Source organism: Vreelandella sulfidaeris (assembly GCF_042429665.1).
In the GTDB taxonomy this organism is placed as follows: domain Bacteria; phylum Pseudomonadota; class Gammaproteobacteria; order Pseudomonadales; family Halomonadaceae; genus Vreelandella.
Genome location: NZ_JBHMAC010000013.1, coordinates 1 through 17,765, shown reverse-complemented (window position 1 = coordinate 17,765; position 17,765 = coordinate 1). Strand labels below are relative to the sequence as shown.

Here is a 17,765-nt window from a genome sequence, read left to right as displayed (position 1 = left end):
CTGCATAGGCAGATAGGTGTCGCTCACTATAAGAGAGGCGCTTGTGTGCGGTCAACGCGCAAGCCCGAGCGACGCACGCTATTGTCTGTCTACCCATTGATGCGATTGAACACGAGGTTATTAACGACAATGTCATTAATTGATGAGCGACAGGACTTCTCTGACGTTGCTGATGTATTTCTACTGCACGGCAGCATGCAGTCACCGGCTTTCTTGGATGGTCGTTTGTGTGCGTTGTTGGCGCTACGCGACGTTAGCGCAGAGCACTGGCTGGACGAAGTTTGCCAAAGTTTAGGGGTTGAACAACCCCGCGATTCCGCCAGTGCTGAGCGCCTTCTCGCTTGGCGGCGGCAGACGCTCGACGCCTTAAGTGCCAGCGACCTGGACTATGCCCCGCTATTACCCGATGAGCTGTTTTCGTTGGGTGAGCAGGCGCAAGGTCTTAAAGACTGGACACTGGGTTTTATTGAGGTAGTCGATGAGGTGGCTGATAACGATATGCGTGAACGCTGGTCGCAAACACTGAGCGAGGCGATAGCAGACCTGGAGGGGTTCTCGCAGATCGAAACCGATATCGATAACAGTCCAGAGAATGAAAACGACTTGTTTGCGCTGAGCGAACATGCCCGCATGGCGGCAATGTTGCTGTATACCGAGCAGCACCCCGGCATGCCGCAAGTCGAACAAACCGATGCGCCCGTTCATTAATTATCGTTGACAGGAGCTTCTATGCTGCCCGATGTATTACCGCGCCCGCCGGCGATCAGCGTGGCGGAATATCAAGAACGCCGAGATGCCTTAATGGCTCAGCTGCCGAGTAATGCCGCTGTGTTACTCCCTGGCGCCGCTCTGATGACTCGCTCACGAGACAGTGAGTTTGCTTTTCGCCAGGACAGTGATTTTTATTATCTTACCGGCATTCGCGAGCCGGATGCCTTGCTGGTGCTGCTGCCAGGGCGCGCTGAAGGCGAAAGCGTAGTGTTCTGTCAGGATCGCGACCCGACCATGGAAGCCTGGACTGGCCGTCGATTGGGCGCCGCCGGGGTAGTCGCCGAGCACGCTATTGATCAGGCATTTGAAAATGCCGATCGCGAAGCGCAGTTAAGCGAGCTACTTGCCGGTCGCGAAGTGCTCTATTTACCGCTTGATAATGCCGACGCAGTAGCACTGGCTGAGGAGGCGTTTAGTGTCGCTCAAGCAGGTCTTAAACGTGGCCGACCGCCACTGAAAGGCTGGCTGGATGTCAGCCAGTTAATACACGCCATGCGGTTAATCAAAAGTGATGCTGAGATTGCCTTGCTTCGCCATGCAGCGTTGGTATCGGCTCACGCCCATTGCCGTGCGATGCAGGTGTCACGTCCCGGGCTGAGTGAATATCAGCTTCAGGCCGAAGTAGAGCATGAATTTATGTGGCAAGGCGCCAGTGGTCCTGCCTATAGCACTATTGTGGGGAGTGGCGCCAACGCATGCGTACTGCACTATATTGAAAACAGCGCTTTACTAGGGGAAGACGACTTGGTGCTGATTGATGCGGGGGCTGAGTTTGAGCTTTACGCGGGGGATATCACCCGCACGTTCCCAGTTTCAGGCCGCTTCAATGATGCTCAGCGAGCCCTCTACCGTGTTGTTTTAAGCGCGCAGGAGCGAGCGGTTAGCGCCATTCAACCGGGCGCGACGCTTGCCGATATCCACCAGGGAGTGGTGCAGGATTTAACCGCAGGGTTGATCGAGCTGGGCTTGCTGGAAGGAGAGGTCCAGGCGCGCATTGATGACGAAAGCTATCGCCGGTTTTACCTCCATTCGACCTCTCACTGGTTAGGGCTCGACGTACATGATGTGGGCGCCTACCGCTTGGATGAACAATCGCCGCTGCCGCTTGCTCCTGGCATGGTGCTCACCGTAGAGCCGGGACTCTATATTCCCAGCGATGACGACATTCCTGACGCCTATCACGGCATCGGCATTCGCATTGAAGATAATGTGGTCGTGACGAACGACGGTCATCACGTGTTAACGACCGGTGTACCTAAAGGGATAGAAGAAATTGAAGCCTTGATGGCTAAAAAATAACCACCTGGTCGTGTGCCAAATTACCTTTATGTAATTTACATTACGAATTAAACATTGCTTGCAAGGTGCGGTGGCACGGAGAGGGAGAAGCCGATGCAACGAGTTGACTATGCGGCGGGGCCTGCGCTGACCCATGATATTGTCATTGTGGGCGGTGGGTTAGTAGGCGCTAGTTTAGGTTGTGCACTAGCGCCGCTGATTGAGCGTTACGGCTGGCGGGTGGCGGTCATCGAATCGTCACCGCTAACTACGCAGTCGCTGGAAAGTGAGTGGCAGCCCAGTTTCGACGCACGCGCCAGCGCTATCGCCGAAGGGACTGCCCAGCGCTTTCAACAGCTAGGGTTGTGGGAGGCGATGCGTGGCGAGGCCACTCCGATTCAGCGCATTCATATCAGTGAGCGAGGCCGCTTAGGAGCTACTCGGCTGAGTGCAAATGAAGTGGGAGTCGACGCGTTGGGGCATGTAATACCCAATGCCTGGATGGGACGCGTGCTCCATCGTCGTCTTGCCCAGTTGCCGCTGGAGTGGCACTGCCCAGCGAAGGTGGCAGAACTAACACCCGTGCCGGGAGGGCATCATCTAACGCTCTCGGATGGTAGCCAGCTTACCGCCGGATTAACGGTGCTGGCCGATGGGGGGCGTTCTGGCCTTAAGGAGCAGCTAGGTATTGGTAGCCGTCGAGAATCGTATGAGCAGACGGCGCTCATCGCGCACGTGGGGGTCAGCCAGCCGCATCAAGGGGTCGCTTATGAACGCTTTACCAGCGAGGGACCGATGGCGTTATTGCCACTGCCGGGGCAGGCCATGGAGTTGATCTGGACCCATCCTAGCGGTAGCGAAAAAGCGCGCATGATGTTGTCTGATCGCGAGTTTCTACGCCAACTTCAACAGGCATTTGGTGACCGAGTGGGGCGTTTTACCCAGGTAGGTCCTCGGCATACTTATCCGCTCTCGCTGGTAACCGCGGAGGAACCGGTGAGGCCGGGGCTGGCGGTACTGGGTAATGCTGCCCACGCCCTGCATCCGGTAGCGGGGCAGGGCTTCAATCTGGCCCTGCGTGGGGTCATGGATCTAGTCGACGCATTAGAGCAAGGTGAGCTTTCGAAGCGGCCATTGGGGGATTTAGGCACGCTTCAAGCGTTTGAAAAGCAGCGCTCGCAGGACCGCGCCAATGTGATTCGCTTTAGCGATGGACTGGTGCGCCTGTTTGGGCTCTCCTTGCCTTTGATATCCCATGCCCGCGCCGCCGGTTTAATTAGCCTCAATCTTGTGGGGCCGCTGCGTCGAGGGCTCGCCAGACGAGCCATGGGCTTAGAACGTTAGGTCTTACCTTCTTAGGTCACTTAAAGGAATGCTATACATATGGGCTCATCTACCACCAAGAGGCCGGTTGAACGCTTTGAGGCCATCATTGTGGGTGGCGGTATGGTTGGTACCACGCTTTGTGCGCTGTTGGCTCAGGCGGGTATGCAGGTGGCCTTGGTTGAGGCTCAGTCGGCCCCGTTACGTCTTGATGGCGCCGTGAGCCAACTGCCAGCACCCCGCGTGAGCGCGCTAACGCCGGTCTCACAGCGCTTGTTAACGCAGTTAGGTGTTTGGACTGACATGCAGCAACTGCGCGTGACGCCCTACCGAGGCATGCAGGTATGGGACGCCGAGGGGAGCGGTGAAATCGCTTTTTCCGCGGATGAGGCGGGAGTGGCCGTTCTCGGCCATATTGTTGAAAACTCGGTCACCCAGGCGGCGCTTAATCGCCAAGTGATTGACCATCCGCAGGTCACGGCATTTTTCGGTCAGCCTATAAAAGCGTTGCAACGCGCGACTGGCAGGGCGACAAGCCGAGCGGACAGCGGCGATTGGCTCATCCTTGAGGATGGGCGTCAGCTCCAGGCCCCCCTGATTGTGGCGGCTGATGGCGCCCATTCAGCACTTCGCGAAATGGCCGGTATGGAAGTAAGCCATGATGATATGCAGCAGGACGCGGTGGTAACGACGGTACGCTGCGACAAACCGCATGGGGGCATCGCGCGGCAAGCGTTTATCGATGGACGCCCGTTGGCATTTTTACCTTTAACCGTTGACGGTGATAAGCGTTACTGCTCAATTGTGTGGTCGACCACACCAGCGCATGCGGCTCAACTTTGTGAGCTATCACGTGACGCGCTTGGCGACGTACTGGGTGAGGCAATTAATGATCGTTTGGGCAAGGTAGTGGCTTGCGACAAGGCGTACCGGTTTTCGTTAGTGCAACGCCATGCTCGCCATTACGTGCAGCCACACGTCGCCCTGGTGGGGGACGCAGCGCACAGTATCCATCCGCTAGCGGGCCAGGGGGTTAATCTAGGCTTGATGGATGCGGCGGTTTTGGCTGAAGAGGTGTTGCTCGCCTGGCGGCGCGGGGCACCATGGGGTGAAATGAACACGTTAAAGCGTTACGAGCGACGCAGGCGCCTTGATAACAGCGCCATGCTGGGGCTAATGAAAGGCTTCAAAGTACTGTTTGGCAGCCACGATCCCGCACTGACGCTGGCGCGTAACCTGGGCATGAGTGGCATGAATCAAATGGTGCCATTGAAGCGTATATTGATGCGGCAGGCGACCGGAGAACGGGGCCGACTGCCGCTAAGTTGTCGTTAAAAACAGATGTCGTTAAAACCAGTTGCCGTTGAGCCACGCTGCCGTTAGCCCCGGCGCCGGTCGACCACATTAAGGGCCTTAAGCAGGTTAAGGGCTTCGCTAAGCTGGTAATCGTCGATAAGGCGTTCGGCCATTTCCTGTCGATCCCTGGGGGCCTGTTGAGCGCTTAGGTGCCCCTCAAGATCGGCCTCACGAATTTCACGACGACGTTCGGCCACTTCCAGGCGACCACGTACCACCTCGACATCGGGCTCAATACCTTGGGCCTGGATAGAGCGGCCGTTAGGCGTGTAGTAGAGCGCGGTGGTGAGTTTTAGGCCTTCATTATTCCCCAGCGGCATAATTTGCTGCACGGAGCCCTTACCAAAGCTGTTGGTGCCCATGATAACGCCGCGACGCTGATCCTGAAGCGCACCCGCCACAATTTCTGCCGCTGACGCACTGCCGCCGTTGATCAGCACCACCAGCGGAACATCCCCTGCTGGGGTGATGGAAGAGGCGGAAAACGACATGGCGGTATCCGCAAGACGACCCTCGGTGTAGACGATCAGACCTTCATCAAGAAACAGGTCAGCAATACCCACCGCGGATTGCAGGACACCTCCTGGATTATTACGTAAATCGAGTACTAAACCTTCCAGAGGCTGTTCGGCCGCCATGCTCTGCAGTGCTTCACGCGCCTGTTCCGGCGTCCGTGACTGGAATTGGCTGATGCGCAGATAACCATAACCTGGCTCCAGCAACTCGTATTTCACGCTCTCACTGCGAATAATCTCGCGGGACAGGGTGAATTCACGTGTCGCGTCCTCGCCTGAACGCAGCACGGTAATACGCAGTTCGGTCCCCGGTTCGCCCCGCATCAGCGTCACCGCTTCCTGCAGTGAAAGCCCATCGGTCGGGGTACCGTCAATAGCTACGATAAGATCCCGAGAAAGCAAACCGGCGCGTGAAGCAGGGGTGTCATCAATCGGTGTAATGACCATGAGCTGGCCGTTTTCTGTGCCCACCTCAATGCCGATGCCGCCAAACTCCCCTTGAGTCGACTCGCGTAGGCTTTGATATTCCTCCTCATCAAGGTAGGCAGAATGAGGGTCAAGTTCGCTCAGCATTCCGCGCATCGCGTTACGCAACAGCGTACGGTCATCGACCTCCTCCACGTAGGCGCGCTTTATACGCTCAAATACCTCGGCGAAGGTTTGAATCTCCTCAAGCGGCAGCTCATCCGCCACATCGCTATTCGCTGACTGGGCGAACGAGGGGAGCGGGGCCGACAGTAAAATCAGTGGCAGCAGGGTAGCCAAGAAGCGCTTGGTAGGGGCTGACACCCCGGTGGCAGATAGCGTCATGCAGACTCCGCAAGGCGATAGGTGACGTCTAAATGCGCCACCCTGACATTGAAATAGCAATATAAGGCTGAGATATCAAGACTAGTATAGAGATATTAAATTAGGGCAGCTTATCCCGTCAGCGGCGCGCAATCCAACGCTGGGGATTAATAGGTTCACCACCACGGCGAACTTCAAAGTAGAGCGCTGTACGCGTTTGTCCACCACTGTTACCCACGCGGCCGATTTCATCACCGCGGCTGACCTGTTGTCCAGCCCGAACGCTGAACTGCTGAAGATGGGCGTGCAGCGTCATGATCTGGTCACCGTGATCGATAATAAGCAGATTGCCAAATCCACGCATCCAATCGGCAAAGACCACCCGGCCGGGGTGCACGGCCGTCACCGGTGTGCCAGCGCTGGCTTGTATAACGATACCGTTGTAGTGGACGCCGTCGCGATGATGAAAGTCACTGCTGATGGCGCCCTGTACTGGCCAGGGTAGGTCGCCCTGGGTACTTATGATATCGGTAGTGGGCGTCGGCTTGGCAAGCTTGGCCATCTCAGCCTGAATATCACGCAGTACCTGTTCGGCGTCTTCACGACTCTGGTTAAGATCTGCCAGCCGCTCCTCCTCGCTACCGTAACGATCATCGAGGGTGGCGACAACGCCGCGGCGTTCGCTCGTTCGTCGGGCAAGCAGCGCGCTTTGTTCTTCCAGTTCTGCTGAGAGGGTATCAAGCCTGGTTTGACGCACATTTAATTCACGTTGTGTGTCGGCCAGGGCGGTATCGAGGCGGGCGATCGCCTCTAAGCGCCGCTGTCGTGCGGCGCTTAATCGGTTCATATACGCTTGCATGCGATCAAGTTCGGCAGGGTCACCCTGGTTGAGCAGCAGCTTTAGTTGCGGTGTTGGGCCCAGCCGATAGAGCGCGGAGAGCTGTTGTCCTAACGCTGCGTACTGGTCGGTGCGTTCGCTCTCCAGCCGGTCGCGATGTTGACGCAACTGAGTCGTTTCATCATTTAGCTGACGGCGCTCGGCTTGCAGTGTATCCAGGCGCCGATGGGTGTCGGCAAGCGCAGTCTCAACTTCTTTTAACTCCCGTTCGGCGCTATCACGCGCAGAACCGGTGGCGCTGAGACGTTGCGCAGCGGACTCGATCTCCTGACCAATAGCATCCAACTGCTGGCGCGCCGCATTTTCATCCTGCTGGGCAAAACCTGCTGGCGCAACACTTAACGCCAGCAGCGCGACCAAAGCTACATACCGCGACATGCGCATTACTCAAACTGAATTAATGGTTGCCCGGTCATTGCCTCGGGTTGGGGTTGGCGCATTAATGATAAAAGCGTCGGTGCCAGGTCGCATAACTTGCCTTCTTGAAGCGTGGCGGTGTGCTCGCCTACATAGATCAACGGCACCACAAAGGTGGTATGCGCGGTTTGAGGGGCGCCGGTCTCAGGGTGGACCATCTGTTCGGCGTTGCCGTGGTCGGCGGTAATCAAGCAGGCACCACGTGCACGCTCAATGGCGGCGACAACGCGGCCTACACAGGTGTCGACGGTCTCAATGGCTTTTATCGCTGCGTTGAAGTCGCCTGTATGGCCGACCATATCGCCATTGGCATAGTTGCAAACGATGAGATCAAAGCGGCCGCTATCGATGGCTTCTACCAGCTTATCGGTAATTTCAACGGCGCTCATTTCCGGCTTTTCATCATAGGTTTTAACGTCACGCGGCGAAGGTACCAAAATGCGCTCTTCGCCTTCGTACTCGGCCTCATTGCCGCCCGAAAAGAAAAACGTCACGTGAGGGTACTTCTCGGTTTCGGCGATACGTAGCTGGGTTAAACCACGCTTAGCCACCACCTCGCCTAACGTGTCGTTAAGATCCGAAGGCGGGAAGGCCGCGGGCGTAGCGATATCCGCCGCGTACTGGGTCATCGTGACTAGCCCTTGGCCAGCAAGCGTGGGGCACGCTCGGCGCTCAAAGCCGTTAAAGTCCGGCTCGACAAAGGCACGGGTCAATTCCCGGGCGCGGTCAGAGCGGAAGTTAAGAAAAATCGCGGCATCGCCATCTTCCAGGATGATGGCATGGTCGTTGAGCGGTATGCTGCTGGCGGTCACGAATTCGTCGGTTTCGCCGCGTTCATAAGCAGCGCGTAGCGCCGTTTCAGCACTGGAAGCGACGTGTTCAGCATGCCCATCGGTGAGCAAGCGATACGCTTGCTCCACGCGCTCCCAGCGGTTATCACGGTCCATGGCGTAGAAACGCCCAATAATAGAGGCGACAAAGCCATTATCAGCGCCGACCAGTTCCGCCAGACGAGCATTGGCGCGCTCTATCGAGGGCAGAGCGCTTTGTGGGGGCATATCACGGCCATCAAGGAAGGCGTGAATATAAATACGCTTTGCACCACGGCTTGCGGCCAGTTCGGCCACGGCAAGAAAATGGTCTTCATGACTGTGGACGCCGCCAGGCGAGAGCAGACCCATTAAATGTACCGGCCGCTGGTTGGCAATCGCGTCGTCAATCGGCTGGGTAAGGTTATGGTTACTCGCCAGATCGCCGTCTTCAATCGCCTTGCTGATACGGGTGAAGTCCTGATAGACGATGCGTCCGGCACCAATATTCATATGACCAACTTCAGAGTTGCCCATTTGGCCCTCGGGCAGGCCTACGTTAAGGCCATCCGTGTGCACAAAGGCGTGAGGGCGGCGCTCCCATAATTTATCCATGACCGGCGTATGGGCAGCGGCCACCGCATTATGCTCACTGTCAGGGTTGTGGCCGTAGCCATCGAGAATAATCAGCGCCACTGGGCGCGGGGTACGAGAAGTATCCATAAAAAACCTCGTTAAGATTGGCAAGCCGAATGTCTCGATAATTCGGGGTCGCGACGAGCGCACGCTTGGGGCATCATAGCGCAGGCAACTGCCAGGCGTCATGATCAAGGCCTGCGCGGGAAGCTATCTGACGTGTATACTTGTCGCGTTTTGTCAGTGGTAGGGCCTGTTGACGTTTCATCGTAGACCACAATGAAACGTCAACAGGTCCCAAGCCGCTTTTTTCTGCATAGACCAAGAGATTGTGTTCGCGATGATCGATCAGGTATTCGAATTCGTACAGAACCACCCCCTGCTGGTGGGGGCGTTTTTGCTGGTATTGTTAGCGTGGATTATTTATGAAACGCGCAGTGCCTCCACCCATGCACTCACCGCCACACAGGCCACTCAGCTCATTAACCGCGAAGAGGCGGTGGTGCTGGATATCCGTGAAAGCAAAGACTTCAAAGCGGGGCACATCGCCGGGGCGCGCAACATACCCCAAAGTAACCTCGATAGCCGCATGAAAGAGCTGGACAAGGTGAAAACCAAGCCGATCATTGTGGTGTGCAAGCACGGCCAAAGTTCGGGCGCCGCTCAGGCCAAACTCGCCAAAGCAGGCTTTGAGCGTGCTTACAAGTTGAAAGGCGGTATGGCGCAGTGGCAAGGCGATGGCCTTCCAGTGGTTAAAAAGTAAGCAACGCTACCTTTATTTATTGAACAACAGGAGTTTTCTCATGGCGGAAGATAACAACACCCCGCAGGCTGGTGCCGCAACGGATGAAAAGCCACAGCTGAAATTCTCGCTGCAGCGTATTTATGTAAAAGATATTTCGTTTGAAGCGCCTAATTCACCATCGGTGTTTAAGCAGGCTTTCAAACCGAAGGTTAATCTGGACCTTAATACGACCAGCACCAAAATTGCCGACGACCAGTATGAAGTCGTCGTCAAGGTGACAGCGCAGGTGAATGACAATGAAACCGGCACGACCTCTTTCCTGGCAGAAGTAGAGCAGGCTGGCCTGTTCCGTATTGCCGGTATTGAAGGAGCACAGCTGGATCAAACGCTAGGCGCTTTCTGCCCTAATCTGCTCTTCCCCTACGCTCGTGAGTGCGTGGATAACCTGGTCAACCGTGGTGGTTTCCCGCCGCTGATGTTGGCGCCGGTTAACTTCGAAGCGATGTACGCCCAGCGTAAACAGCGCGAAGCTAAGCAAGCTGAAGAGAAGACGCACTAAGCGATGTCAGGAGCCATGCAAGCATCGCCAGCTGCTGATTGGTACGCCCAGCATGGCAAAATGCCACGTCTTTACGTGCCTGCTGCTTTTGAGGCAGGCCATGAAGTGGTGTTGCCTGAGGGGCCCGCACGCCATGTCACCCGCGTGCTGCGCTTGGGTGAAGGCGCACCGCTGGTGCTGTTTGACGGCCACGGGCAGGAGGCTGGTGTGCGCTTGACCGACACCAGTCGCAAGCAGACCTCTGCGCGTATCGAAGCAGTGTGGACGGGTAGTGGCGAGTCGCCGCTACCCGTCCATCTAGGCCAGGCGATCTCCAAGGGGGATCGCATGGACTACGCTATTCAGAAGGCCGTTGAGTTAGGCGTTGCGGCCATTACCCCGCTTTATACCGAACGGGGTGATGTGCGCTTGAAAGGCGAGCGGGAAGATAAAAAGCTGGCGCACTGGCAAGGCGTCGCGGCGAGTGCCTGTGAGCAGAGCGGGCGAGCGGTAGTGCCTCCTGTTTATCCGCCCATGGCGCTCCAGGCCTGGTTGGATGAACGCCAGGAGCCATTAAGGTTGATGCTGCATCTCGCCACCGGCATTGCCTTTGATCGACAAGACCGCCCCGCGTCGGTAGCGCTGCTGATTGGTCCCGAAGGCGGCTTGAGCGACAGCGACATTACCTCCGCTCAGCGGGCGGCTTTTACGCCGTTGACTCTGGGGCCACGGGTGTTGCGAACGGAAACAGCCCCCATTGTCGCCCTTTCGCTTTTACAGCATTACTTTGGCGATTTGTAAGCACGAACTTTGTCAGCACTAACTTTGCCCGTAGGTACTTGGTCAGCACGAACTATGTCAGCAAGAACTAAGCCGCCTCTGATGGCTTCCTCACTTTATTCACTAACCTGCTTTTTCCCTTGGCTCGCGTGATGCCGTGTTCTGCTCGTCTCGGTAGGCTTGTCGAAGCCCGGTCAGGACGAGCGGCTTGAGCAGTGAAAGCGGCTCTCCCGACAGGCCACTAATCACCATCAGGCGGTGCTGTCGCCCACCACGATAGCCCAACCAGCAGGGTAGCCATATCGGCGTTGGTGCTGTCTCCAGCACCTGTATTCGCCAATGACGTGGTGTTGCCATACGCTCCCACAGCCAACGTCGATGCCATTCGGCGGGGGAAGGGGGGTCGCCACTTTCAATGTGAATCCCCGCCTCCGGTTGATCGGCGCAGGTCGGTAACGCTTCGCCTACCAGCAGCAACGCGCGGCGCATCTCTTGGGCACTCAGCAACCAGGCGCCGGGTTGTCCGTCAGGCATCCCCACCCCTGCCGTCCAAAGTCTCACCCAGGCGGGCTCAAAAGCGCTTGCGCCTAGGCGCTGTAGCCGTTGTTGAGCAGCGTCTTCGTCAATATGTCGGGTCAACGTCAAGCGGTTATCCATTTGCCCACCCCTGGAGTAGCGCTAACATCCCTAGCATGATGCAAAACCAGGCAAATAAGCCGATACAGCGCCGGCGCGTCAAACGTGCCTCTGTGCCGATAGCGTCGGCGTTGCTGGCTCTGGCGGATAGTGCGGCCTGCATGTCCGGGGCGGTTTCATCCATGACGACGTCCGATAGCTGATCCGGGCGCGGGCCAGTGGTGGTCAGGCTCACCAGGTAGCCGACTACCACCGAGACCACCACACCAATAGTGTTGTTATAGAGCCATGAAACATCCAGCAGGCTGGAAACCGACCAGACGGCGAGCATCCCTGTTACCAGCCCTGTCACGGCTCCGCGTGCGTTGGAGCGATGGCTGAAGATCGCCAGCAGGAAGGTGCCTAATAGTGCGCCGTAAAACCACGAGCCAATCTGATTGACTGCTTCAATCACTGGTCCCAGGTTACCGGCAAAGAAGGCGAACAGGGTGGCGTAAAGTCCCCAGAAAATGGTGGCTAACCGCGAAGTTTTTAGATAATGGGCATCGCTGGCGTTACGTTTGATGTAACGGCTATAAAAATCACGCACGGTCACGGCAGAAAGCGAGTTAAGCGCTGAATCAAGGCTCGACATGGCGGCGGCAAATACACTCGCGATAACCAGTCCTGCCATGCCAGAGGGGAAGGCGTTGACCACATAGCGGGGAAGTAGCTCGTTAAGATCGTCAGGCGGCGTAAGGCCGTGCTGCTGATAGTAGGTGGCCATGATGACGCCAATAAACAGAAACAGCAGCATCTGGGGAATCAGCAGGTAGCCGCCAATCAGCAGTGAACGCTGGGCGTCCAGTACCGAGGGGCTTGAGAGCACGCGCTGAATCTGACTCTGATCGGTACCGAAATAGGCCACGTGCAGGAAAAAGCCGCCCAGCAGGCCTGCCCAGAGCGAGTAGGTCACGCTGGGATCGAGAGACAGGTCAATGGCGTTGAACATGCCGCTTTGGGCACCGAACGTGAACACGTCACTCCAGCCGCCAGGCAAGCTGGTGATCAAAAAGAAGATACTGAGCAGCGCACCCAGCCAGAGCACGAACATCTGTATGACATCGGTCCAGATGACCGCACTGATACCGCCCATGACGGTATAACTGATCGCCAACACCGCCATGATGATAATGGTGAGATTGACGCTCCAGCCAGTGACGACCGCCAGTACCAAGGCCGGCGCGTAGAGCACCACCCCGGTGGCTAGGCCCCGCGCGATAAGAAATAACAGCGCACTCAGGGTGCGCGTCGCCGGGCCGAAACGCCGCTCCAATAATTCATAAATGCTGTAAATCCCTGCACGGTGAAATACCGGCACGAAGACCATGATCAGCACGATCATCGCCAACGGCACGTTGATAAACGTGACCAGACGTTCAAGCCCGCCCTCAAAGCCCCAGCCAGGCGCGCCGATAAATGTGATGGCGCTTGCCTGGGTGGCCATCACCGAAAGGCCAATGGCCCAGCCGGGTATCTTGCGACCGCCTAGAAAGTAATCTTCAGGGTTGCTCTGATCCTTGCCGAATCGCGACCCAATCCAGGCGATTAGACTGATGTACCCAATCAGGACAATCGTATCTAAAAGCGTGAACGCATCCATGTTCGTCCCCCTACGGCTAATTTTGTCTAGTGTTTTGATAGTAGCAGGTTGCTCTGTGTTTGCTTTTTAAGTGCGCTATAAATATTCGCAACTACTAAATAATGCTATCTCGCTTTGCCCTGTGTGCGTCAGGCACCATAATGTTTGTCTATTTTTCTTGAAGGACGTCACCCATGGTGCGCGAATCACATTCATCCCCCCGATCTGCCAGCGATGCCTCTGCCCAAGTGGGGGAAGTGGCGTATCTCACGGTGACGGCCGTTAATAACATCGGGGCGTTTTTACAGTGGGGGCAGCCAAAGGATGTGTTGCTACCCTTCAGTGAGCAGCATTTTCGCCCAGACCCCGGCAAACGCGTCTTGGTGATGCTGTATAGCGACGACCAGGGTCGGCCGGTGGCCTCGATGAAGCTGGATCGGTTTTTAAGCGACGATGCCTGGGCCCTGGAAAAAGGCGATGAAGTGGCCGTGGTCGTGGCTGATCGTACTGACTTGGGTATGAAGGTGGTGGTCAATCACCGCTACTGGGGGCTTATTTATCAGGATGACGTTACCCAGCCGTTGCGTCGTGGCCAGTCAGTCAAGGGTTATGTAAAGCAGCGTCGTGAAGACGGTCGCTTGAATATCTCGCTATTGCCGCCGGGGGCTGCACGCCTGGATGTGGTTGGCGATAAGATTATGCAGACATTGCGTGAGAGCGGTGGCTATTTAGCACTGGGCGATAAAAGCCCGGCACATGATATAAAAGCGCGCTTAGGGGTGAGTAAAAGCGCCTATAAACAGGCCATTGGGCGGCTTTATAAGCAGGAACTGATTACTTTGGAGCCTGGCGCCATTCGTCTTGTTCCCGGCGCGATTAGTGAGTAGTTGAAGGGGGCTGTTGGAGCCGGGCGGGCAGTCCGGCATACTGCGCATCTATTGTTCATGTTTGGATAGTGCCCCGATGAGCCAATCAAATCTGCATCTCGGCGTTGTGATGGATCCCATCAGCGACATCGCTTACAAGAAAGATACCACCATGGCCATGCTATGGGCCGCCCAGGAGCGTGGTTACACGCTGCACTATATGGAGCAGGAGGATCTTTTCTTACAGGCTGGCCAAGCCTACGCCCATATGCGGCCTTTAACGGTATTCCGCGATCCTGACCATTGGTATGACTTGGGCGAGTCAGCCGCGCGCCCTCTGGTAGAGCTAGATGTGGTGCTGATGCGCAAAGACCCCCCGGTCGATGCTGATTTTTCCAACGCGGTTCACCTGTTGGGCTTTGCCGAGCGCGACGGCGTGCTGATAGTGAATCCGACCGCTGCGCTTTTACAATGTAATGAAAAGCTCTTTGCGCAACAGTTTCCTCAGTGCTGCGCGCCGACACTGGTGGCGAGCCGCGATGATGTTCTACGTGCCTTCCACGCAGAACATGGCAACGTGATCTTCAAGCCATTGGACGGCATGGGCGGTACCGGTATTTTTCATATTGGTCCTGAAGGGCGCAATATCGGTGCCGTGATTGAGCAGCTAACGTTACGCGGCCAGCGGCAAATTATGGCCCAGCGTTACCTGCCGGAAATCAAGGATGGCGATACACGCATTTTATTGGTTGACGGTGAGCCGGTGCCCTTCGGGCTGGCGCGTATACCCTCGGCGGGTGAAACCCGCGGCAATCTGGCGGCCGGTGGAAGAGGCGTCAGTCGCGAACTCACCGCGCGTGATCATTGGCTTATTCAACAGGTGCAGCCCATGATTCGTGAAAAGGGCTTAATGTTTGTGGGTCTTGACGTCATTGGTGATTATATTACTGAAATTAACGTGACAAGCCCCACCTGTGTGCGTGAAATCGATGATCAGCGCGGAACTGACATCGCTGGTTTGCTGTTGGATGCCATTGAGCGTCGCTTAGCCTAAGCGCCGTTTTACGTTTATATCTACACTCATTACGCTACGCCTGTTGGTACGCCAACAGGCAGTGGGAGACGCATGCAAAGTTTGAGACATCACTTTCTGATGGCCATGCCACATTTAGAAGACCCTAATTTTGCCGGTAGCCTTATCTATCTTTGCGACCACGATGACAATGGCTGCATGGGGGTGATTACTAACCGGCCTTTAGAGATCACGCTGGAAGCGCTATTTGAGCAACTGGAGCTAGGCGGAGAAACAAGCCCGCATCGCAATTCGCCAGTTTACTACGGTGGCCCGATGCATAAAGACCGGGGGTTCATTTTGCATGAGGGCGATAGTCAGCAGTGGGACTCCAGTATCCAGGTGGATGATGGCATTGCGCTGACCACCTCGCTGGATATTCTGCAGGCCTTTGCCGATGGCGAAGGCCCTGAGCACTTTTTAGTTTGCCTGGGGTGCGCAGGCTGGGAAGTAGGACAACTCGAAGACGAGCTTAAAGAGAACAGCTGGTTAACGGTCGAAGCCCAGAGCAGCGTACTTTTTAACACGCCACCTGCTGAACGTTTAGCCGCAGCGGCGGGCTTGTTGGGCGTGGATCTTAACTTGATGACCCGAGATGTGGGGCACGCCTGATGGCCGAGGCGGGGCAGCGCTTAGTTCTGGCCTTTGATTATGGCACGCGCCGTATTGGTGTGGCGGTGGGCAATGAGCTTCTGCGCAGTGCCAGAGAGCTCACTCCATTGACGGCGCGGGATGGTATTCCGGACTGGAATAACGTGGCGCGGCTGCTTAACGAGTGGCAGCCGGATCTGTTAGTGGTGGGGTTGCCACTGAATATGGACGGTAGCGAATCGGCAATGAGCACTCGCGCCCGCAAGTTTGGCAATCGTTTGCATGGGCGCTATGGAAAACCCTGCGAAATGGTCGATGAGCGCGGCACCACGCGAGAGGCCAAGCTAATTGCGCGGGAGGCCGGGCATAAGGGTAACTATCGCCAGGATAGCGTCGATGGTATTGCGGCTATTCTTATTCTGGAAGGCTGGTTTGCCCACCAGGAAGGCTTACCTGGCGGGCGTCTTTCGTTGTAACTCCCTCTCTCTTAGCGCTTCCTCTCTTTAATTTTTTTGATAAAACTGAATCTTTATACCTTCTAGGCCTGATCTAAAAGGTCGGTCTGAGGATCAGCGATCCAGCGTGCCGGTCTGCGCAGGTACGAACCAAGGCACGGGGCGCTTATCCTGTTCGATCAGTCCATCAACGTTCAGTAGCGTTGCAAAAATGGCCATGCGCATGGGGATGCCGTTATCGGTTTGACGAAAGATCGCCAGACGCGGATCGCCGTTAAGGTCCACGTTTAAATCATTCGCGCCTGGGCGGCTATCCCGAGGCAGCGGGTGCATCACGATGGTGCTTTGGCTACAGCGATGATCGAGAAAATCGCGATTCACCATGAAATCATCAGAGAGCCCCTGGAAACTCTCATTCATCTCGTCGGTAAAGCGTTCTTTCTGAATGCGCGTGGTGTAGACCACATCTAAATCTGCAAACTCACTTGCCAGCGAGTCTTGCTGCTCAATACGATGGCCACGAGACGCCACTAGATCAATCAGTGTGGAGGGCATTTCAAGCCCCGGCGGAGATACCAAGGTAATGCGCAACGGATCATAAAGTGACAAGAGCTTGATCAAGGAGTGGACGGTGCGTCCGTACTTCAGATCGCCTGTGAGTAGGATGTGTGCACCCGCCAGCGACTTACCCAGGCGCTGAAACTCTTTATCGATGGTGTAAAGATCGAGTAGCGCTTGGCTGGGATGCTCGCCAGGCCCATCACCCCCATTAATCACCGGTACATTCGTCGCTGCCGCAAACTCGGCAACCGACCCTTGGTCAGGGTGACGCATGACGATAGCATCGCAATAACCACTCATGACCCGGCTGGTATCATAAAGCGATTCGCCTTTGGCCATAGAAGAAAAGGTAAAGCCGGTGGTATCACAAACACTGCCGCCTAACCGACAAAAAGCCGCATTGAAACTTACCCGTGTTCGGGTGCTGGCCTCAAAAAAGAGATTACCGAGTACCGCCCCTTCCAATACTCGCGTTATTTGGCGCCGCTGAGCAATTGGCTCCATGCGCGCAGCAACTCGCAGTAAGTGATCAACGCTCTCGCGGTTTAAGGAGTCGACAGTTAGCAGGTGGTGGCTCATGAGGGACCTCAGCAAGGTAGTAGATAGGGCTAGTGTAACCGTCAAAGAGGGTGGGGCCGAAGGGGTTTAGGTCACTCAATAGAGTTAACCTGTAATTTTTCTACAAAAGCCCTTGCCAACCCGGTCGCGAATCCGTAAAGTACGCATCCGCTGCCGGGGACGCCAAGCGTTACCAGCGGTGAATGAGGTGTAAAAGCCTCGGGTTATCAAGCGGTTAGCTTGTTTCCAGTTGGAGTCATTCAGCAGCGAAAACAACGCCCTTGACAATCGCCAGGAAATGCGTAGAATACGCCTTCCTCGCTGAGGCAAGCCAAGTCAACGGTAGCCGAGGTTAGTTGCTCTCACACACGGTGTCAGACGCAACGCAGCGAAAACAGCTCTTTAACAATTTGATCAGGTAATTCATGTGGGCGCTTGCTGATGTGGTGACAAGTCACCAAATATCAAGGCAGGCGAACACAGCGATACTCTTCATGTCGTTGCTTTTAAGTAACGAAGTGAAATGGGTATCACAGTGAATTCGTTTGAA

General features: G+C 56.0%; 17 protein-coding genes. 11 read left to right on the top strand and 6 right to left on the bottom strand.

The genetic code is table 11. The features are described 5' to 3' along the window. Window positions 1-129: 129 nt before the first annotated feature. From ACFFLD_RS14685 to ACFFLD_RS14670, 4 genes are all read left to right on the top strand, one after another. Window positions 130-708 (top strand): UPF0149 family protein, encoded by a 579-nt coding sequence (locus ACFFLD_RS14685; RefSeq protein ID WP_386041605.1) that lies wholly within the window; start codon window positions 130-132, stop codon window positions 706-708. Window positions 709-729: 21 nt separating this feature from the next. Then, a complete protein-coding gene (gene pepP, locus ACFFLD_RS14680; protein ID WP_386041602.1) occupies window positions 730-2,070 on the top strand; it encodes a Xaa-Pro aminopeptidase in 1,341 nt (446 codons plus the stop codon). A 93-nt stretch (window positions 2,071-2,163) separates the two neighbouring features. Next, a complete protein-coding gene (gene ubiH / locus ACFFLD_RS14675) occupies window positions 2,164-3,393 on the top strand; it encodes a 2-octaprenyl-6-methoxyphenyl hydroxylase (RefSeq protein ID WP_386041600.1) in 1,230 nt (409 codons plus the stop codon). A gap of 39 nt (window positions 3,394-3,432) precedes the next feature. Next, window positions 3,433-4,707 (top strand): UbiH/UbiF/VisC/COQ6 family ubiquinone biosynthesis hydroxylase, encoded by a 1,275-nt coding sequence (locus ACFFLD_RS14670; protein WP_386041598.1) that lies wholly within the window; start codon window positions 3,433-3,435, stop codon window positions 4,705-4,707. A gap of 44 nt (window positions 4,708-4,751) precedes the next feature. On the opposite strand, the gene ACFFLD_RS14665 is transcribed toward ACFFLD_RS14670, so the two are convergent. The 3 genes from ACFFLD_RS14665 to gpmI form a co-directional block, all read right to left on the bottom strand. Then, window positions 4,752-6,053, bottom strand: coding sequence for a S41 family peptidase (locus ACFFLD_RS14665; protein WP_386041596.1), 1,302 nt, complete (start codon window positions 6,051-6,053; stop codon window positions 4,752-4,754). 118 nt (window positions 6,054-6,171) lie between these two features. Continuing rightward, window positions 6,172-7,308 carry a murein hydrolase activator EnvC family protein gene (locus tag ACFFLD_RS14660; RefSeq protein ID WP_386041595.1) on the bottom strand — a complete coding sequence of 379 codons (1,137 nt, stop codon included), beginning with the start codon at window positions 7,306-7,308 and terminating at the stop codon, window positions 6,172-6,174. Between the two features lie 5 nt (window positions 7,309-7,313). After that, on the bottom strand, window positions 7,314-8,879 hold the full coding sequence (gene gpmI / locus ACFFLD_RS14655) for a 2,3-bisphosphoglycerate-independent phosphoglycerate mutase (RefSeq protein WP_386041593.1): 1,566 nt from the start codon (window positions 8,877-8,879) through the stop codon (window positions 7,314-7,316). A 253-nt stretch (window positions 8,880-9,132) separates the two neighbouring features. Here gpmI and ACFFLD_RS14650 point away from each other — a divergent pair, with 253 nt between their 5' ends. Genes ACFFLD_RS14650 through ACFFLD_RS14640 form a run of 3 tightly spaced genes read left to right on the top strand, consistent with a single transcriptional unit; the run spans window position 9,133 to window position 10,876 of the window. Continuing rightward, window positions 9,133-9,555, top strand: coding sequence for a rhodanese-like domain-containing protein (locus tag ACFFLD_RS14650; protein WP_386041591.1), 423 nt, complete (start codon window positions 9,133-9,135; stop codon window positions 9,553-9,555). A gap of 40 nt (window positions 9,556-9,595) precedes the next feature. After that, on the top strand, window positions 9,596-10,096 hold the full coding sequence (gene secB, locus ACFFLD_RS14645; protein WP_386041589.1) for a protein-export chaperone SecB: 501 nt from the start codon (window positions 9,596-9,598) through the stop codon (window positions 10,094-10,096). A 3-nt stretch (window positions 10,097-10,099) separates the two neighbouring features. Next, complete coding sequence (locus tag ACFFLD_RS14640) at window positions 10,100-10,876, top strand: 16S rRNA (uracil(1498)-N(3))-methyltransferase (RefSeq protein WP_386041587.1); 777 nt, start codon at window positions 10,100-10,102, stop codon at window positions 10,874-10,876. Window positions 10,877-10,978: 102 nt separating this feature from the next. On the opposite strand, the gene ACFFLD_RS14635 is transcribed toward ACFFLD_RS14640, so the two are convergent. Both ACFFLD_RS14635 and ACFFLD_RS14630 read right to left on the bottom strand, forming a co-directional pair. Then, window positions 10,979-11,512, bottom strand: a complete 534-nt coding sequence (locus tag ACFFLD_RS14635) for a hypothetical protein (RefSeq protein WP_386041585.1) — start codon at window positions 11,510-11,512, stop codon at window positions 10,979-10,981. Next, a complete protein-coding gene (locus ACFFLD_RS14630; RefSeq protein ID WP_386041583.1) occupies window positions 11,505-13,133 on the bottom strand; it encodes a sodium:solute symporter in 1,629 nt (542 codons plus the stop codon). Before ACFFLD_RS14630 ends, ACFFLD_RS14635 begins: the two co-directional genes overlap by 8 nt. Window positions 13,134-13,306: 173 nt before the next feature. Here ACFFLD_RS14630 and ACFFLD_RS14625 point away from each other — a divergent pair, with 173 nt between their 5' ends. From ACFFLD_RS14625 to ruvX, 4 genes are all read left to right on the top strand, one after another. Next, window positions 13,307-13,999, top strand: coding sequence for a CvfB family protein (locus ACFFLD_RS14625; protein ID WP_386041581.1), 693 nt, complete (start codon window positions 13,307-13,309; stop codon window positions 13,997-13,999). A 76-nt stretch (window positions 14,000-14,075) separates the two neighbouring features. Continuing rightward, a complete protein-coding gene (gshB, locus tag ACFFLD_RS14620) occupies window positions 14,076-15,032 on the top strand; it encodes a glutathione synthase (protein ID WP_386041579.1) in 957 nt (318 codons plus the stop codon). Window positions 15,033-15,104: 72 nt separating this feature from the next. Next, complete coding sequence (locus ACFFLD_RS14615; protein WP_386041577.1) at window positions 15,105-15,662, top strand: YqgE/AlgH family protein; 558 nt, start codon at window positions 15,105-15,107, stop codon at window positions 15,660-15,662. Further along, on the top strand, window positions 15,662-16,117 hold the full coding sequence (gene ruvX, locus ACFFLD_RS14610) for a Holliday junction resolvase RuvX (RefSeq protein WP_386041575.1): 456 nt from the start codon (window positions 15,662-15,664) through the stop codon (window positions 16,115-16,117). The genes ACFFLD_RS14615 and ruvX overlap by 1 nt, the downstream gene beginning before the upstream one ends. A 93-nt stretch (window positions 16,118-16,210) precedes the next feature. On the opposite strand, the gene ACFFLD_RS14605 is transcribed toward ruvX, so the two are convergent. After that, on the bottom strand, window positions 16,211-17,236 hold the full coding sequence (locus ACFFLD_RS14605; RefSeq protein ID WP_386041573.1) for an aspartate carbamoyltransferase: 1,026 nt from the start codon (window positions 17,234-17,236) through the stop codon (window positions 16,211-16,213). Window positions 17,237-17,765 lie beyond the last annotated feature (529 nt).

Bases quoted from the DNA above. Each gene is read 5' to 3' on its own strand.
- ACFFLD_RS14685 (WP_386041605.1), top strand. From the start codon at position 130: ATGTCATTAATTGATGAGCGACAGGACTTCTCTGACGTTGCTGATGTA.
- pepP (WP_386041602.1), top strand. From the start codon at position 730: ATGCTGCCCGATGTATTACCGCGCCCGCCGGCGATCAGCGTGGCGGAA.
- ubiH (WP_386041600.1), top strand. From the start codon at position 2,164: ATGCAACGAGTTGACTATGCGGCGGGGCCTGCGCTGACCCATGATATT.
- ACFFLD_RS14670 (WP_386041598.1), top strand. From the start codon at position 3,433: ATGGGCTCATCTACCACCAAGAGGCCGGTTGAACGCTTTGAGGCCATC.
- ACFFLD_RS14665 (WP_386041596.1), bottom strand. From the start codon at position 6,053: ATGACGCTATCTGCCACCGGGGTGTCAGCCCCTACCAAGCGCTTCTTG.
- ACFFLD_RS14660 (WP_386041595.1), bottom strand. From the start codon at position 7,308: ATGTCGCGGTATGTAGCTTTGGTCGCGCTGCTGGCGTTAAGTGTTGCG.
- gpmI (WP_386041593.1), bottom strand. From the start codon at position 8,879: ATGGATACTTCTCGTACCCCGCGCCCAGTGGCGCTGATTATTCTCGAT.
- ACFFLD_RS14650 (WP_386041591.1), top strand. From the start codon at position 9,133: ATGATCGATCAGGTATTCGAATTCGTACAGAACCACCCCCTGCTGGTG.
- secB (WP_386041589.1), top strand. From the start codon at position 9,596: ATGGCGGAAGATAACAACACCCCGCAGGCTGGTGCCGCAACGGATGAA.
- ACFFLD_RS14640 (WP_386041587.1), top strand. From the start codon at position 10,100: ATGTCAGGAGCCATGCAAGCATCGCCAGCTGCTGATTGGTACGCCCAG.
- ACFFLD_RS14635 (WP_386041585.1), bottom strand. From the start codon at position 11,512: ATGGATAACCGCTTGACGTTGACCCGACATATTGACGAAGACGCTGCT.
- ACFFLD_RS14630 (WP_386041583.1), bottom strand. From the start codon at position 13,133: ATGGATGCGTTCACGCTTTTAGATACGATTGTCCTGATTGGGTACATC.
- ACFFLD_RS14625 (WP_386041581.1), top strand. From the start codon at position 13,307: ATGGTGCGCGAATCACATTCATCCCCCCGATCTGCCAGCGATGCCTCT.
- gshB (WP_386041579.1), top strand. From the start codon at position 14,076: ATGAGCCAATCAAATCTGCATCTCGGCGTTGTGATGGATCCCATCAGC.
- ACFFLD_RS14615 (WP_386041577.1), top strand. From the start codon at position 15,105: ATGCAAAGTTTGAGACATCACTTTCTGATGGCCATGCCACATTTAGAA.
- ruvX (WP_386041575.1), top strand. From the start codon at position 15,662: ATGGCCGAGGCGGGGCAGCGCTTAGTTCTGGCCTTTGATTATGGCACG.
- ACFFLD_RS14605 (WP_386041573.1), bottom strand. From the start codon at position 17,236: ATGAGCCACCACCTGCTAACTGTCGACTCCTTAAACCGCGAGAGCGTT.